Genomic DNA, 16,553 nt, shown 5'->3' with positions numbered 1-16,553 from the left:
ATTCGCCAATACGCCCGAAACGGCGTTGGGGACGCTTATCGTTGTGCGGGCGGGGAAATGGAAAAGCCTTGCCAGGACGGCTTTGGAAGTTCAATGAAGGGAATCGGCAAGAGCATATAACCGTTCGACTTTATGTTTTCCGTCCAATGAACCCTGGCGATCACTATTGAAAAGCGCAACGGCGATGTTGCACCCGGGGTAAACACTCCCGAAGTTGCATCGACCGTGCCGGCCCCCAGGAGTACTTGCCACTCCAGCCGATATTCGCCGGGTATTTCCTCGCCCTCGTGGAACGCCTTGAGTGCGATGGTCTTGCCATCGGCTGCCGGTGTCGCGGTGATCTGCAGGGTGGGGGTGAAATGAGTCAGCATGACGTACACGGTTCGCGAGCGCCGGGTCAGGTCGTGGGTGACCTTGATCTCGTCGATCGACCAGGTAACCCCCTCTTGTACCGGCCCAGGGAAGTAGGTCTTGTCGCCGTCCGCCATCTGGCTGAGCACGATTCGCGCGCCGGAGTCCGGGTTGACCAAGGTCCAGGTCAGCGAGCCCGGATCGCGGGCCCCGGCGACCATTTCCCGGCCCATGCTCGAACCGGCGCTGTGCACCATCACCAGCGGATTGACGCTGATCTCGCCGGGCAGCACGGTGACCAGTGCGCTGCTGGTGTAGCCGGCGGCCGAGGCGCTGATCCGCACCCGCAGGAAGGGACGGTCGAGCTCGTGCGGGGCGGTGTACAGGCCCAGGGCATTGATGCTGCCCACCGGACCGTTCTCCCCCGCCGGCGCCTCCACCGTCCAGGTCACGCTGCGCGGCGGCAGGGTGTAGAACAACCGCGTCTCGCCCGGGCCCATGAGCAGTTCCGCCGGCTGCACGAAGAACACCTGGGAGAACGGGGCTATGTTGCCGAACAGCGCGAGGTCGCGGGTAAAGCCGGTCTTGTCGAAACGCAGGTGCTCGCTGCCGCGAAACAGCAGTCGGGTCATCTTGTCCAGGTCGATGGAGACGAATTTCGACTTCGCCTGGTCAAGCCAGGTCTTGAGGTGATCGAGCACGGCGTCGCGCATCTGTACGCCCAGCTGCGCCTTGAACATGTCCACGATCACGAGCGGTACGTCCGGGCCATCGATCGCGAACTCACAGGTATTTTGCCCACCGCCACTCACTTCGACGACCTGCAACTGTCCTTCGCTCCTGATCAGGCTTAGCCGGTACTGGCGCTTGATCACAAAATCGACCTTGCCGACTGCGACCAGCCGGGTGCCGGAGTGCAGTTCGAGACTGACGTCGGGGTTATATTCGCCCTGCCAGTGCAGGACGATATCGCTGTTGGAAAAGCTCAGCTTGAACTGACACTGCGCCGAAGCCAGCGGCACCCTGATCGTGCAGGTCGCGTGGGCGAAGCTCGTGGAGTGGCGACTGATATAGGCGCCCTTGGCAATGCCGGAGACAGCATGCAGGTAGAAGGCCGCCCCCTGCGGCGGCGACTCCACGCGCGCGACAAACGGCGTTGCGGTGTCCGTGAGCACGGCGCATGCCGGAATGAACATCTGCTGTAGCAAGAACTGTTGACCCAGCAACATGGCGAAGGAATAACCGCCCTCCAGCAGATAGCGCAGGTCTCGGTCGGTGGGCGGCTCGCCACCGTTGTCGTAGCCACGCATCCTGACCATGAACAGCACCGCCCCCGCATCGGGATCGCCCGGCTTGCCATGGATGCGGATCTCGAAATACTCCGGCCGCAGGAACTCGTTCGGAGGTACCAGCAGCTCGCCGAGGACGAAAATCTTTTTCTCCTTGGGCAGTTCCTCGAATCTCTCCTGGAAGAATTCGCCGCCGATCAGCCGCTCCCGCGTCGTGTCGGCGAAGCTCAGCTCGAAATCGCCCCCCTCGGCCAGGTCCAGCACCACCTGGCCCAGCGGATTGGTTGCTCCAGGCGTGCTCCGGAGCGCCAGCTTCATGTACAGGGAGGGGCCGGCCAGCACATCGATTTCGGCGATCCTGGCGAGCTTCGGCGAACCGTCGTCGGCGGCCTCCACCGAGAGCTGCGAGCCACCGACCACCTTCATGCGCAAACGGGCCCTGGGGTCGCTGTAGGTCGACTGGTCGAAGGACAGCCGCGGGCAATCGAGGGTGTAGTCGTAGATCAGTTCGCGGGTGAGCGGCGAGGTATCGATCTGCGCGGTAAAGGGCGGCAGGTAGCTGTCGCTGGCAAAGCGCTCCATGTATTCCCGTAGCAGCAGGGTGTTGACCCATTTGCGGTCCCAGGCCAGCAGGCAACCCCAGTCGTAGGTGCGCGGCGCCTCACGCAACCATTCGAGAAGTTCCAGGTAGGCATCGGACATGGTCCCTCCAGGCAGTCGCCGCCGGTTCAGCGCTCTCAGTACAGCCTTGCCCGTTGCCCCCCGCAACCTAGCAGTTCTGCCAAGTAGGCAAGCACGGCCACCGGGTATTAACTGAACCGACCCATTTACCGGACGTTCCGGACTGCAAGGAGCCAGACATGAAAGTATCAATCTACGCCGCTCGAACACTGGGTCGGGCTTTGCTGGCCACGGCGCTGGCTACAGTGCTGACGGCATGCGCCCAGGCACCTGCGCAGAACGCTCCGAGGGCGCAGGTCACGGTGGAGCCGCTTGGGTGGTCCGAAGCGCAATGGGAACAGGACAGCAGGTTTCACTGCCCCACTGATCAGTTCCTCATTGCCAGAAGGCACAGAGGCGACGAGTACCAGAAGGGATGGACCGCGTACCAATGTGGCAAGGCGTTCCAATTCCAGGCGATTCCGATCAAGGACCCCAAATTGATCCGGGAGGTGCATGAGGCGGCTGGGATCGAGTTCATCTGCCCGGAGAACCAGGTCATGACCGGGCGCGAGCACGATGGCGACGAAAACGGTGCGACCCGATATTACTGCGGAACCCCGTATGACTATTGGGACAGACCCCTCCAGGTCAAACCCGACAAATGGTTTTGGACACCGGACGAGAACATCGAGCATACCGCCGCATGCCCCGAGAATATGTTCATGATCGGTCGCTATCACAAAGGTGACGAGGAAGAACCGAGCCGGTACCTCTGCGCCAGGGTGTTCTGAGCATTTCTGCATACCTCTCAAAGGACACTTTCATCATGCACCTGAAAACGTTGCTGTGCAGCCTGTTGCTCGGCCTGGCCCTGCCCGCCGTCGCTGCAGAGCCTCCGGCAGAAAACCGGGGCGACGATAGCGCCCCCCCCGTGGAGACCGCGACGCCCACCCCGCAACCCGCAGCCGCCAAATCTCCAACCAAAGGGGTCGCCGGCTTCATCACCGTCGGGGACGAGAATGAACAGTTATGCTTTCTCCCCGTGCCCAGCGCCGGTAGCGGACTGACCCGCAGGTATGAGTTCACGGCAGACGGATCGCCCTGCTCCGGGCTCAATGACCGAGCCTGGTCGGTCATCTTCGAGGACCTGCCGTCGGCAACCGAAATACTCCTGACCGATAGCAGGACCTGCAAGACCACGGGCGACAGCGAAACCGTCGGCAAGTTCTGGGTCAAGCTCAGGACCACCAAGAAGGTGACCATTACCGACACCATGCAGCTCCCGTTCTTCTTCCGTTTTGCCAACAACAAGCTCATCAAGCCTGGCCTGCTGCTGGTGGACAAACACCTGCAAGGCGACAGCACCGATGCGCTGGATGCCCTGTCTTGCATCACCGTTACCACCTCCCGCGGCACCCTGCCCAAGCCGGTGGAGCCCATTACCTTTACCGACCAACGGTACGAGGAGCTGACCGAGTACGACTCGAAGTTCAAGTGCGGCGGAAACCGCGTGATGCTCGGTCGCGAAGCCTTTGGCGTCATCATGCCCAAGGTCAGGTACCTGTGCGGCACGCCGATGCAGGGCACCCGGGAAGTCGTACTGAAGAACCAGAAGATGAGCTCCGGCTTGCATGGCGTGACCCACGAATACGTCTGCCCGCTCAACAACCTGATGACCGGTCGCGAGCAGGACGGCGACCATCTCGGCGAATCGCGCTACTGGTGCGCCGAGGCCTGGATCGGCGACGAGCGCCTGGAAGTGCTGACCCTCGATCACTGGTGGGGGCCCCACACCGAGTCCGGCCACACGTTCAGTTGCACTGGCAACACCGTCATGGCGGGCATGTCCAGGTACGGCCGGGAAGACACCAAGACCTGGTACCGCTGCGCCAGCCTGTTCCAGCTTTCTCCACCTTGAAACGCACGCGCCTGCAAAACGATGGCGACTCCGGCATGCCTGCGCCAGCTGGCCCGCCGCCGGGGAAGTCGCTTAACCCCTGTCCGAGGACGCTTTTACCATGACCCTGAGCACCTTGAGAGTCAGTCTGTTGGCCGCCGTGGCCCTGCTTGTGATCGCAGCGCAAGCGCCGGCGCAGGAATCTCCTGCCCCGCCCGCAACGCCTGCCCAGACGATTCCTCCGGATGAGATAGCCGGCTACATCACGGCCTACGACGAGAACGACCGATACTGCTATGTGCCGGTACCCGTGGAGGGTAGCGGCGTAACCCGGGTCTATGACTTTTACGCCGGAAACGCGGGCTGTCACGACCTGAACGACAAGGCATGGTCGGTCGCCTTCGAAGATTTGCCGTCGGCAACCCAGATCCTCCTCACCGACAACCCCACCTGCACGACATCCGGCACCGACGTTGCCGTCGGCAAATTCTGGATCAAGCTCAAGACCACCAAGAAGGTGACCATCACCGAGGCCGTGCAGCTCCCGTATTTCTTCCGGTTTACCAAGAACACGCTGATCAAGCCGGGCTTGCTGCTGGTGGACAGCTACCTGAAAGGCAGCAGCACCGATGCGCTGAACGCCCTGTCCTGCGTCAGGATCACCACCTCCCGGGCAACCCTGCCCAAGCCCACCGTGCAGGTACGCCTGATCGAGCAGAACACCCAGTGGGTCAACTGGGACGAGGGCTTCACCTTCCATTGTGGCGGCAACCGCATGCTGCTCGGCCGCGCCCATTTCGGCGACGAACGAGACCCGAACGAGTTCCGTTGCGGTACCCCCATGCAGGGTGATACCGCCATTACGATGAAAAACCCCACGACATGGGCCAAGCATGAGTTCAGGCATTACTTCGTCTGCCCTGTAAACACCGTGATGACCGGGCACGAGCACGATGGCAACGAGCGCGGCGAAACCCGCTACACCTGCGCCGAAGCCTGGGCTGGCGATACCCCGCTGTACGTCCTGCCGGATGACTTCCGTACGCCCTCGCTCGACGAAAACCATCACCGCTTCGCCTGCGGGGGCAACAAAGTGCTGATCGGCCGGGCTCATTGGCACGACGAAAACGGCGAGACCTGGTACCAGTGCGGCACCGTCTACCAGCAGTCGCCGCCCTGACAGCCAGCCCGATAAGTTGCGCCACGCTTTTCATTCATTCGATCAAGAGGTGCCCTGGACATGACAACCCACAGCAACGTCAGCTCCAATGCATTCAACTACCTTGAGTTCTTCAAGAGCAACGTCGATCCACGCACCGGGCAGTACACCCTGTCCATCGACCTGCCGAACCTCAAGGCCAATGCCCTGAGCGGGCCCGACCTGCCGCTCAAGCTCGATTTCAGCCCGCTCAACCTCGAGGACAGCGGCTACGGTATCGGCTGGAACCTGCGCCTGAGCCAATACGTGATCGCCAGGAACATGCTCTCGCTGTACACCGGCGAAAGCTTCAAGATCACCGGCGATGGCGCGGAACCCTCGATCGCCGAGAAACGCCTCGACAGCTTCCGCTTCTTCGACGATGGCAACGATACCTGGCGCGTGGTGCACCAAAGCGGCCTGGTGGAAGTGCTCACCGCCCAGGGCAGCGCGAGCAAGCGCGTGGCCTTGCCGACCCTGATCTACGGCCCGGCCGGCCACTCCATCAAACTGACCTGGGCCGACTTCGCCAATGGCGAGCGGCGCCTGGCGAAGATCGAGGACGACCGCGGCGAGCTGCTTCGCATCGTGCGTGACAGCGAGAACGTCAAGGTCCTGCTGCCGCCCTTCGACGACCAACCGCAGAGCCGTTTCCTGATGAAACTGAGCGGCGACCGGGTCCAGGAAATCATCCTGCCGGTGGCCGAGCAGGCCTCCTGGCGCCTGGACTACATCACCGTCCGCGGGCTGACCTGCATCAAGGAGGTCAAGACCCCGATGGGCGCCCATGAAACCCTGGAGTACCTGGATGGCGGCCATGCCTATCCGGGCTCCAGCGGACGCCCCAACATGCCCCGGGTGACCCGCCACCTGACCAGTCCCGGCCCCGGCCTGGCGGTCCACGAAGCCACCTACACCTACAGCACCAACAACTTCCTCGGCAACGGCTCCGGCATCAACTGGATGGACGACGGCCTCGACCAGTTGTACAAGGTCGACTTCACCTACGACTACTCGACCACGGTCCAGCAATGGCTGGACGGCAAGGCGGTGCGCCAGGTCAAGCACACCTACAACCGCTTCCACCTGCAGGTCGAAGAGGAAACCCGCCAGGGCAAGTGCGTCTTCACCAAGGTCATCGACTACTACGCCGAGAACAAGCCCTTCGACCAGCAACCGAAGCAGTTCCAGATGCCGCGCTCGGTGCAGCACACCTGGCGACTGGAAGGCGACTCGAGCAAGATCCAGCACGAACTGCAGCTCAACGAATACGACGAGCATGGCAACAAGACCCTGGAGGTGCGGCCCGACGGCGTCAGCACGCGCACGGTCTTCTACGATCCCGACGGCGAGGACGGCTGCCCGAAGGATCCGCTCGGCTTCACCCGCAATGTCAAGGAAGTCATCGTCACCCCCGCGCCACAGGCCCGCGGCGATGCACCGGTGCTGATCACCCGCTATCGCTACAGCCAGCACGCGCCACTGCGCGGTGCGCCGGAAAACGACTGGCTGGCGGTCAGCGAGGAATCGCTCTTCGAGCGCAGGGGCGACAAGGAAACCTTGCTCAACCATAGCCTGCGCACCTATTACGAAACTCCGGACAACCCGCAACTGCATGGTCGTCCGCTGCGCCAGGTCAACACCCTCAACGGCACCAGCAACAGCACCGACTACCACTACGGCAAGGCGCGCAACAAGCTGCTGGACCAGGAAAGCCTGCAAACGGTGGAAACCTTTACCGGCTACGACGGCGAGCAGAAGGTGTACACCAGCGACCAGGCGCTGAACAGCGGCCAGTTGCTGCTCGGCCATGACCCCAACGATGTGCAGGTGCGCTTCGAGTATGACAACCTGCAGCGGCTGACCACCGAAACCGTGGCCCCCGGCAGCGATTTCGAGGCGATCCGCAGCTACGCCTATCAACTGGTCCACGCCGACGGGCAACAGGCCACCCGCACCGTGACCGACGTCAAGCAGGTGCTGACCTGCGACCACTACGATGGCCTGGGCCGCGTGCTGCTGAGCGAGATCAAGTCCGGGGCAACCTGGCAGCGCACCTACAGCGCGGTCTACGATGGCCTCGGCCAGCTCAGCGAGGAAACCCGGTATGACCGGCTCTACGAACGCGAGCTGAGCCTGACCACCCACTACACCTACAACGATTGGGGCCAGCGCTGCCGCGTCACCGGCCCGGACGGGGTCAGCCTGGTCACCGAGACCACGCCGTTCGGCGAAGGCGGCAAGCTGGAGCGCAGCTGGCGTGAAAGCGCTGGCGCCGAGCCGTCGGTCAGCATGCTGAGCGTCACCCAGTACAACGCCTTCGGCAAGATCGACTGGACCGAGCGCCATGGCGACGAGGACGAGGTAGTCGGTCGTCAGGTGTATATCTACGATGGCTACGGCGAGTGCATCCGCGCTGATGAGGAACTCGCCCTGGAAACCCGCAGCACCTACTTCGAATACGACTCGCGTCGCCGGGTGGCGCACACCCGCCTGCCGGACCAGACCGTGATCGAGCGTAGCTTCGCCGAGCACAGCCGCGACGAATTGCCCACCGAGATCCGCGTGATTCCCGGCGACGACCAACAGACCACCCTGCTCCTCGGCGAACAGCAATTCGACGGCCTCGACCGCCTGACCTCCCTGAGCGTAGGGCGGCGTAACCAACGCTACGAATACGATGACCAGACGCTGCGGGCCAGCCGCCTGATCACCCCGGCGCAGGCCACCATCGAGTACTTCTACGAGCAGAACCTGAGCGACCAGCCGAAGAAGATCGTTGTCGATGGCCAGACCTTCACCTACGGCTTCGACCGCGACGATGCCGGGATCAAGAGCGCCACCAACGACGCCGGCGAGCGAGCCTACACCTACAACGTCCTCGGTCATCTGGAACTGGAAAGCTGGACCGACAGCAATGGCGAGGTGCATGAAACCCACTACGAGACCTCGCTGCAAGGCCTGCCGCTGAAACGCACCGACAACGCCGTCGACACCCTGTACACCTACGATGATCAGGGCCGCGTGAAATGCATGACCCAGGGCCAGTTGCAGGCCGAATTCGAATACGACGACGATGGCCGGCAGTACCGCACCACCACCCGCGACCTCGGCAGCGGCGACCGCCTGGTCAGCGAGAACAGCTACGACAGCCTCGACCGCGTCTGGATCCGGACCCTGCTGCTCAACGACAGCCCGGCGCGAACCCTCACCCACACCTGGCGCGATGACGATCAGCTGGTTGGCCGGCACTTGGAAATGGACGGCCGCAGCCTGTTGCAGGAAGAGTACGTCTACGACCAGCGCGGGCGCTTGACCGAACATCACTGCTCGGGCGAACGCTTGCCCAGCGATCGCTATGGCAACGCCATCACCGACCAGATGTTCCGCTTCGATGCCCTCGGTAACATCAAACGCTGCATGACCAGTTTCGCCAATGGCGAGACCAACACCGCAATCTTCACCTACGCCGAAGACGACAATTGCCAACTGATCAAGGTGACCAATTCCTACGTGGAAGGCGGTTACCCCGGCGAGCAGACCTTCGCCTACGACGATGACGGCAACCAGCTCAACGACGAGGCCGGGCAACGGCTGCGCTACGACGCCCAGGGCCGCCTGCTGGAAGTGACCAGCGCCGATGGCAGCGAGTCCCTGGTCAGCTACCGCTACGACGGCCACCAGCACCTGCTCGGCGCGCGGATCGGCGAGCAGGCGGAAACCCTGCGCTTCTACCAGGGCTACAGCCTCAGCCATACCGTACAGGACGGCGTGCAGACCCAGTACTTCAGCCATGCCGGCCAGCCGCTTGGCCAGCAGCAACTGGATGACCACGAGCGCACCATGCTCCTGCTCACCGATGCCAGCCCCAGCGTGATCGGCGCCAGCCTTGCCAGCGGCCTGCGCGAGATGGTGTACAGCGCCTATGGCGAGCTGGCCGACGAGCAGCGCCTGGAATCCCTGATGGGCTTCAATGGCGAACTGCGCGAAGTTGCCACCGGCTGGTACCTGCTGGGCCGCGGCTACCGGGCCTACAACCCGTCGCTGATGCGTTTCCACAACCCCGACTCGCGCAGCCCGTTCCTCGAGGGCGGGCTCAACCCTTACACCTATTGCCTGGGCAACCCGATACGTTTCCGCGATCCGACCGGGCACCGGGCCGTAGACCCGAGACGACCCGACCCGATCTACCGGCCGCCACCCCCAGAGCCGGGCGCAGCGAGCTTCCTGGAAAAATGGGGGCCGGCAGCGGGGCTTATCGTGGGGGCAGCGGTGATGGCGATTTTCACCCCCTGGACAGGTGGCTTGACCATACCGCTGGTGGTGGGCGCCATAGGGGTGGCTGTTTCGGCTGCAGGCGGCGCGCTCGCAGTAGTGGCAACACTGAAGGAGGATCGGGAGATGTTGACGCTCGCCACGATCATGGTGACTGTCGGTGGCGCCATCTCCGCAGCAGGCGGGGCGCTCGACAGGTGGGGGCCGAAAGACAGGGCGGGATGGCCCAAGTCTCAAAAAACACCGCCGGACGAGCCAGAGATCAAGCAGACCGCTGACAGCGGAGATAATGCAACAACGCCGATGATGAACCAGAACACCCAGGTGGGAGACTCACTGTTGCGCAGCGGCAAGGGTCTGAAATTCATTAGGAACCGTTTCCGGCGTAAACCGGTTCAGGAAAGCACAAACGCAGAGACTTTTTCCCCAGCAGATGGACCAAGGAGGGGCAGTGACCCGGCTGCGGGAGGCAGCGGAGGGGAGGGAGGATCTGGCGGGGCTGGAGGAGGGGCTGAACCACCTAGCCCACCACCTCAGCCAAAAAGCACGACCCACAGCAAACAACACAGCGGACCTGTCTTGCACATGACTTCCAGCAAGTTTGAAAAGAACGCCTTGGGCGAATGGGTGCCGACGACGGGTGGCTCAATTGCCACGTTCAACACGGATCTAACTATCAACCTTTGAATCGGGTTAGCCGAAACGCCGGGGCCGAACTTAGTTCGGCCCCGGTTGTTTTACCAACACAAACTTCTCCGACCATTCAACACCGCTATTCAACAATCTCAGTCTCCTTTTCCTACATACCTTTAAAAAACACCTGCATAAACTTCCCACCTTGTAGGCCATTACCTTTTAAACACAGGAACAGTCCTACAAAACGTAACAGAAACAACTGAAGTCAAACTTCAGAAATTACCCATTACTTCGAGTCGATAACATGAAACGAACTTTACTGGCCGCCGCCTTGTTGCTGGCCGGCACTTCCGCATTCGCCACTACCGGCACCATCAACTTCAACGGCAAGATCAACGGCAGCACCTGCCCGATCGAAATCGTCAACCCCGACAGCGGTGCCGTCGGCAACCTGGTGCAGATGGGTGCACCGCGGGTCGCCGACTTCCCCAACCTGGGCGCCGAGGCCGGTGGCCGCAGCTTCTCCATGCGCGTTCCCGGCGGTGCCGCCTGCGGGATCGACCCCGACAACCCGAATACCGCCACCGTGACCTTCACCGGCGTGCAGGGCGGGGCCGGCGCCGACGGTTCGCTGTATGCGATCAAGACCGTCGGTGGCGCCGCCACCGGCGTGGCCGTGGCGCTCAAGGACCGCTCCGGCAACCCGGTGAAGAACGGTGAGGCCTCTGCGGCCTATCCGCTGAATGTCACCGGCGCCACCGAAATGTTCTTCACCGCCGTGTACAAGTCCACCGCTGCCACGGTAACCCCGGGCGCGGCGGATGCCGACGTGTCCTTCGTCGTCAAAATCAACTGACGGCCTTGCCCGCGCGCGTCCCCTTTGCGCTCGCGGGCTCCGCACTGCACAGGTAGTCCCCATGTCCATCCCGACCCTGCGCCGGCTCACCGGCGCCACCCTGCTGCTGCTCGCCACCTGGTTGCCGGGGGCCCATGCCGCCCTCAGCCTCAACGCCACCCGCGTGGTCTTCGACAGCGACAAACGCAGTGTCTCGATCGTGGTCAACAATCCCAGCACCAGCACCTTCGCCGTGCAGACCTGGGTCAACACCGAAGCCGACGATACCACCACAGCCGTGCCGCTGATCGCCTCGCCGCCGCTGTTCCGCCTCGATCCCGGCGCCGAGCAGCTGGTGCAGATCAACGGCCTGCCCACACGCCTGCCCGAAGACCGCGAATCGCTGTTTTTCTTCAATGTCCAGGAAATCCCAGAGGCCCGCGGCGGCCAGGCCAATGTACTGAACATCGCCCTGCGCACGCGGATCAAGCTGTTCTACCGACCCAGCCAGCTCACCGACGAGCCGATGGACAGGCTCAAGGACCTGCGCTGGTCGATCGAGCGCAGAGATGGCAAGCCGCAACTGGTGGTAGATAACCCGACGCCCTTCCACTACTCGTTCAGCCGCCTCGAAGTGCACCACGGCGAACACACCCTGCGCCCGCTGGAGGCACCGATGGCCGCGCCGCTGTCGAAGCAGCGCTATCCACTGCCAGTCCCCGGCCTGGGCGGCAATCCCCGGGTCACCTTCGCCGCGATCAACGACTACGGCGGCTACAGCAAACCCATCACGGTGGCCTTGCAGTCCGACCTCTGACTCCGCCCTTTCAGCGCCAGGAGCATGACCATGCATTCCTCTCCACGGCGATGGAGCCTGATCTCCCGCCCTCCCCTGTTTCACCTGCTGCTTGCCGGTGGCGGCCTCGGCCTGTCCACCTCCCAGTCGGCCCAGGCTCAGAGCATCCCGGGCTTCGAGGCGAGCTTCATGCACCAGGCACCCGGCCATGACCACCAAACCGGCGCACTGGCCCTGGACAGCCTGGCCAGCCAGCGCACATTGGCGCCGGGCAGCTACCCGGTGGAGGTGCTGGTCAATGGCGACAGCCTCGGCCAGCACCAGGTCGACTTCAGCGCCAGCCCGCGCGGCGGCCTGCAGCCCTGCCTCGACGCCGAGCTCGTCGGCCAGTTGGGCATCCGCCCCGACAGCCTGGAACAGCCCGGGCAGTTGCTGGACGAGTGCGTCGACCTGCCAGCCGTGGTGAAGGGCGCCCAGGTGGATTTCGACGGCAGCCGCCTGCAACTGGCGATTTCCATTCCGCAGTTCTATCTGCGCCGCGATGCCAGCGCCGGTCTGTCCCAGGATGACTGGAACCACGGCATCAATGCCGCCTTCCTCAATTACCAGGTCGCCGCCCAGGAAGGCCGCAACCGCTTCGCCGGGGCGACCAGCAGCCAGGACCTGAACCTCGGTACCGGCCTCAACCTCGGCCCGTGGCGCCTGCGCAGCAACCAGTCGTTGCGCCAGGACGAAGACGGCAAGCGGCGCTGGACCAGCGCCTATACCTACCTGCAGCGCGACCTGCCCGGCACCCACGCCAACCTGACCCTGGGCGAAACCTTCACCAACGGCGACGTGTTCCGCAGCGTGCCCATCAGCGGCGCCCTGGTCGCCTCCGACCTGGGCATGCTCAGCGATCGCCAGCAGGGCTATGCACCGATCGTGCGCGGCGTGGCCTATACCCGGGCCCGCCTGGAAATCCGCCAGAACGGCTACCCGATCTACACCACCTACGTCAGCCCCGGCCCCTACCAGATCGATGACCTGGGCACCGTCGGCGGCAGCGGCGAGCTGGAAATCATCCTGACCGAGGCCGACGGCCAGGTGCGCCGCTTCACCCAGCCTTACTCGACCCTCGGCAACCTGCTGCGCAATGGCGTGTGGCGCTACAGCCTGGCAGCAGGACGCTACAACGCGTCGTCCCGGCTCGACGATCCCCTGCTCTGGCAAGGCACCCTGGCGGTCGGTGGGGCCTGGGACTCGACTCTCTATGGCGGCCTGATGGGCAGCACCTTCTATCGCGCCGGCAACCTCGGCCTGGCTCGCGACCTGGGCGCCCTGGGGGCCGTGTCCTTCGACCTGACCCGCTCCGAATCGCAAAACGACACCAGCACTGGCCGGCAGACCAGCGGCATGAGCTACGCGATGAAATATGGCAAATCCTTCGCCACCCGCACCCACCTGCGTTTTGCCGGCTACCGCTACTCTACCGAGGGCTACCGCGACTTCGACGAAGCCGTCAGCGAGCGCAGCCGCCACCGCAGCTTCCATGGCAGCCGGCGCAGTCGCCTGGAAGCGGCGATCTACCAGAACATCGGCAGCCGCAGTGCGATCAACCTGACCCTGTCGCAGCAGGACTACTGGAACAGCGCCTATGAGCAGCGCCAGTTCCAGTTCAACTTCAACACCCAGTACAAGGGTGTCAGCTACAACCTCTACGCCTCTCAGTCACTGAGCGACGAGCGCTACGGCAACGATCGGCAGATCGGCCTGAGCATTACCCTGCCACTGGAGTTCGGTCGCTCCACCAATGCTACCTTCGACGTGCTGGAGAATGGCGGACGCTACAGCCAGCGCGCCAGCCTCAATGGCAGCCTCGCCGACACGCGCGTCAGCTACCGCGCCTCGCTCGCCAATGACGAACAGCAGCGCCAGTCCGCCGCTATCGCCCTGGGCTACCAGGCACCCTACGCCAGCCTCGGCGCCGGCCTGACCCAGGGCAATGACTTCCGCTCGCTGTCGTTCAACGCCAGTGGCGCCGTGCTGGCCCATGGCGACGGCCTGACCTTCGGCCCGTACCTGGGGGAAACCATGGCCCTGGTGGAAGTCCCGGACACCGCCAATGTTGGCCTCCTCAACAGTAACGAAGTGCTTACCAATGCCCGCGGCTTCGCCCTGATGCCCTACCTGCGCCCCTACCGGACCAACCGTATCGCCCTGGAGACCGACCTGCTCGGCCCGGAGGTGGAGATCGTCAACGGCACCACCCAGGTGGTGCCGCGGCGCGGCGCAGTGATCAAGGCACGCTTCGAGGTGCGCAACGTCAACCGCCTGTTGCTGACCCTGCACGATGCCCACGATCAGCCCCTGCCCTTCGGCACCCAGGTGCGCGGCGCCGATGGCGAAATACTGGGCCTGGTCGCCCAGGCCGGCCAGGTGATGCTCAGTACCGAGCTCGCCAGCCAGGTCCTGGATATCCGCTGGGGCAACAACAGCCTCGACCAGTGTCGCCTGCCGATCGACACCCGCCATATGACCGCGAGCCAGGGTTATCACCTGCAATCGCTGACCTGCCAATGAACCCATCGAGTCGCCCATGATCCCATGCCTCCGTCCCCTGCTGGCCTGTGCCGGCCTTTTCCTGAGCAGCCAGCCCGCCTTCGCCGAGGACCCGTACCCCGGTGACCAGTACTGCGACTGGCGCAAAGACTATCCCGTCGGTCCCATGACCCATACCAACTATCTGGGCACCTACTATGTGCCCAGGGACGCACCGGTAGGAACCTTCATCAGCCCGCCCGGGGTGAAGTGGCCTGTCACCAACAACCTGCTGACCATACCCCAGTGCTTCCGCGACGTCGGCCCGCACAACCTGTACATTTCCGTCAGGGCCAGTGTCCCGATCCATCCCGGGCCGCTGCCTCCGGTGCTTGGCGACGACGTCACCGGCAGGGTCCTGCAGACCAACATTCCCGGGGTCGGTGTGGTGATCAAGCTCGGCCTTCCGTTCAACTGGCCCTACGCGACCAATACCTGGAAAACCGTCGGACCGCCCATCGTCCCCTTCGAAGGCTACGTTGATCACGACACCGTCGGGTACCTGCTCATGAGCCGGCTGAATCCCTTCATCACGCTGATCAAGACCGGTGACATCCCACCCGGCGTCAATGAGCTCGACGGGCGCGAACTGTGGAGCTCCACCGCGACCAGGATTGGCAAGGTGGCAGGCCATCACCTGTACGGCACGGTGATCCAGTCCCAGTGCGGACTGCCGCCCAACCCGGTGAGCGCGGACCCGGTGGAACTGGGCGAGTGGGACAATACGGACTTTACCGGCCCCGGTTTCACCACCCCGTCCGTGCCGTTCACCATCACCCTGAACGACTGCGAGGACGATCCGGAGGGCGGAGTCGCGACGGCGCATATCCGCCTCGAAGGCGCCAAGGGCTCGACCCCGATCGATGCGCAACGCGGCATCTTCGGCCTGACCGACGACTCGACCGCCGAGGGCGTGGGGATCCAGATGCTGATGGCAGATGGCGTCACCCCGGTGCAGTTGAACCAGGACGTGCCGTTGCAGGCGATTTCGCCGAGCGGCGATACCGTATTGCCGTTCTCGGCGCGCTTCTACCAGACAGAAGCAAGCCAGGCGGTGAAGTCGGGATCGGCCAAGGGGGCGCTGAACTTCACCATTACCTATCAATAGGCGGCGTGGGCCTGCACCGGCCTCATCGCTGGCAAGCCAGCTCCCACAGGTTACAGCTCAGATCCCTGTGGGAGCTGGCTTGCCAGCGATGAGGCCATAAGCCACGCCAGACGCCTCAGGGATGACGCAGGCTCTCCAGGGTCATCAGCCCCTTGAGCAGCGCTTCACCCCGCAGTTGCGCCAGGCTGGCAGTGCCCATCGGATCGCCCGATTGACGGTTGCCGTGCACCAGCAGGCCGAGCAAGGTACTCACCAGCGGCTGGTGGCTGACCAGCAGCACACGCTCCAGCCCCAGGGCATCGAGCCGGGCGATGGCCTGGTCGGGATCGCTGTCCGGGGTCAACCACGGCACCGTCTCGACCGGATGGCCAAACCCCAGCGCCTCATGCACCAGCGCCGCCGTCTGCTGCGCCCGCACATAAGGGCTGGCAACAATCGCATCGAGGGGCTGGCCGATCAGGTGGGCGGCACTGCGCAGCACCTGTTTGCGCCCGTGCTCGGTGAGGTTGCGCTGGTCGTCACTGCGGGCATGGGCTTCGGCCTCGCCGTGGCGCAGGATCCACAGCTTCACAGCTTCGGCTCTTCGTCACGCACTGGGTGCGGTGCCGGCGGCACGCTGTGGGCCGCCTCGCCCTCGGCCGGGCGCGCTGCCGGCCAGTCGGCGAACGGCCAGGGTTTCTGCTCGGTATGGAAGCTGCCGAAACGGCCGATCTGGGCGAGGTACTGGCTGAGGCTATCGCCGAAGTTCATCAGCCCGGCATTCGGCGCGCCGTACACCAGGCGATAGATCAGTTGCACCAGCACCAGCAGGCCGAGCAGGGTCTGGGCGACCTGCCAGACCAGCAGGAACAGGAGCATCCAGAGAACGCGAAGGATGATGGACTCGTGCTGCATCTGCTTGGGGGATTCACTCATGTCGTGCTCC

Annotated in this window: 11 protein-coding genes; 8 read left to right on the top strand and 3 right to left on the bottom strand. The window is 63.7% G+C overall.

What is annotated here, in order from left to right:
• Positions 1-35 precede the first annotated feature (35 nt).
• Positions 36-2,342, bottom strand: coding sequence for a hypothetical protein (locus N7650_RS22065; protein ID WP_279900020.1), 2,307 nt, complete (start codon positions 2,340-2,342; stop codon positions 36-38).
• Between the two features lie 158 nt (positions 2,343-2,500).
• Here N7650_RS22065 and N7650_RS22060 point away from each other — a divergent pair, with 158 nt between their 5' ends.
• From N7650_RS22060 to N7650_RS22025, 8 genes are all read left to right on the top strand, one after another.
• Positions 2,501-3,094 carry a hypothetical protein gene (locus N7650_RS22060; RefSeq protein WP_279900019.1) on the top strand — a complete coding sequence of 198 codons (594 nt, stop codon included), beginning with the start codon at positions 2,501-2,503 and terminating at the stop codon, positions 3,092-3,094.
• A gap of 35 nt (positions 3,095-3,129) precedes the next feature.
• Positions 3,130-4,221: a hypothetical protein gene (locus tag N7650_RS22055; RefSeq protein ID WP_279900018.1), complete on the top strand. Its 1,092-nt coding sequence runs from the start codon at positions 3,130-3,132 to the stop codon at positions 4,219-4,221.
• Positions 4,222-4,321: 100 nt separating this feature from the next.
• Positions 4,322-5,380 carry a hypothetical protein gene (locus N7650_RS22050; protein WP_279900016.1) on the top strand — a complete coding sequence of 353 codons (1,059 nt, stop codon included), beginning with the start codon at positions 4,322-4,324 and terminating at the stop codon, positions 5,378-5,380.
• Positions 5,381-5,440: 60 nt separating this feature from the next.
• Positions 5,441-10,360, top strand: a complete 4,920-nt coding sequence (locus N7650_RS22045) for an RHS repeat-associated core domain-containing protein (RefSeq protein WP_279900014.1) — start codon at positions 5,441-5,443, stop codon at positions 10,358-10,360.
• Between the two features lie 253 nt (positions 10,361-10,613).
• The gene (locus N7650_RS22040) at positions 10,614-11,165 is read left to right on the top strand and encodes a fimbrial protein (RefSeq protein WP_009396461.1); all 552 of its coding nucleotides are present in this window, start codon (positions 10,614-10,616) and stop codon (positions 11,163-11,165) included.
• A 61-nt stretch (positions 11,166-11,226) separates the two neighbouring features.
• A complete protein-coding gene (locus N7650_RS22035; protein WP_279900012.1) occupies positions 11,227-11,961 on the top strand; it encodes a molecular chaperone in 735 nt (244 codons plus the stop codon).
• Positions 11,962-11,991: 30 nt separating this feature from the next.
• Positions 11,992-14,502, top strand: coding sequence for a fimbrial biogenesis outer membrane usher protein (locus N7650_RS22030; RefSeq protein WP_279900011.1), 2,511 nt, complete (start codon positions 11,992-11,994; stop codon positions 14,500-14,502).
• Positions 14,503-14,518: 16 nt separating this feature from the next.
• The gene (locus N7650_RS22025; RefSeq protein ID WP_279900010.1) at positions 14,519-15,628 is read left to right on the top strand and encodes a fimbrial protein; all 1,110 of its coding nucleotides are present in this window, start codon (positions 14,519-14,521) and stop codon (positions 15,626-15,628) included.
• A 115-nt stretch (positions 15,629-15,743) separates the two neighbouring features.
• Here the strand turns inward: N7650_RS22025 and sixA are convergent, their stop codons facing one another.
• Together sixA and N7650_RS22015 are read right to left on the bottom strand one after the other, a co-directional pair.
• Positions 15,744-16,199 carry a phosphohistidine phosphatase SixA gene (gene sixA, locus N7650_RS22020; RefSeq protein ID WP_279900008.1) on the bottom strand — a complete coding sequence of 152 codons (456 nt, stop codon included), beginning with the start codon at positions 16,197-16,199 and terminating at the stop codon, positions 15,744-15,746.
• Complete coding sequence (locus tag N7650_RS22015; RefSeq protein WP_009396456.1) at positions 16,196-16,543, bottom strand: DUF4389 domain-containing protein; 348 nt, start codon at positions 16,541-16,543, stop codon at positions 16,196-16,198. The genes sixA and N7650_RS22015 overlap by 4 nt, the downstream gene beginning before the upstream one ends.
• Between the last annotated feature and the right edge of the window lie 10 nt (positions 16,544-16,553).

The organism is Pseudomonas sp. GD04058 (assembly GCF_029836855.1).
GTDB lineage: Bacteria > Pseudomonadota > Gammaproteobacteria > Pseudomonadales > Pseudomonadaceae > Aquipseudomonas > Aquipseudomonas bharatica.
The sequence above is the reverse complement of the archived record's forward strand: the minus strand, read 5'-3'. Positions and strand labels throughout refer to the sequence as shown.

Bases quoted from the DNA above. Each gene is read 5' to 3' on its own strand.
- N7650_RS22035 (WP_279900012.1), top strand. From the start codon at position 11,227: ATGTCCATCCCGACCCTGCGCCGGCTCACCGGCGCCACCCTGCTGCTG.
- N7650_RS22060 (WP_279900019.1), top strand. From the start codon at position 2,501: ATGAAAGTATCAATCTACGCCGCTCGAACACTGGGTCGGGCTTTGCTG.
- N7650_RS22015 (WP_009396456.1), bottom strand. From the start codon at position 16,543: ATGAGTGAATCCCCCAAGCAGATGCAGCACGAGTCCATCATCCTTCGC.
- N7650_RS22065 (WP_279900020.1), bottom strand. From the start codon at position 2,342: ATGTCCGATGCCTACCTGGAACTTCTCGAATGGTTGCGTGAGGCGCCG.
- N7650_RS22050 (WP_279900016.1), top strand. From the start codon at position 4,322: ATGACCCTGAGCACCTTGAGAGTCAGTCTGTTGGCCGCCGTGGCCCTG.
- N7650_RS22040 (WP_009396461.1), top strand. From the start codon at position 10,614: ATGAAACGAACTTTACTGGCCGCCGCCTTGTTGCTGGCCGGCACTTCC.
- N7650_RS22055 (WP_279900018.1), top strand. From the start codon at position 3,130: ATGCACCTGAAAACGTTGCTGTGCAGCCTGTTGCTCGGCCTGGCCCTG.
- N7650_RS22030 (WP_279900011.1), top strand. From the start codon at position 11,992: ATGCATTCCTCTCCACGGCGATGGAGCCTGATCTCCCGCCCTCCCCTG.
- N7650_RS22025 (WP_279900010.1), top strand. From the start codon at position 14,519: ATGATCCCATGCCTCCGTCCCCTGCTGGCCTGTGCCGGCCTTTTCCTG.
- N7650_RS22045 (WP_279900014.1), top strand. From the start codon at position 5,441: ATGACAACCCACAGCAACGTCAGCTCCAATGCATTCAACTACCTTGAG.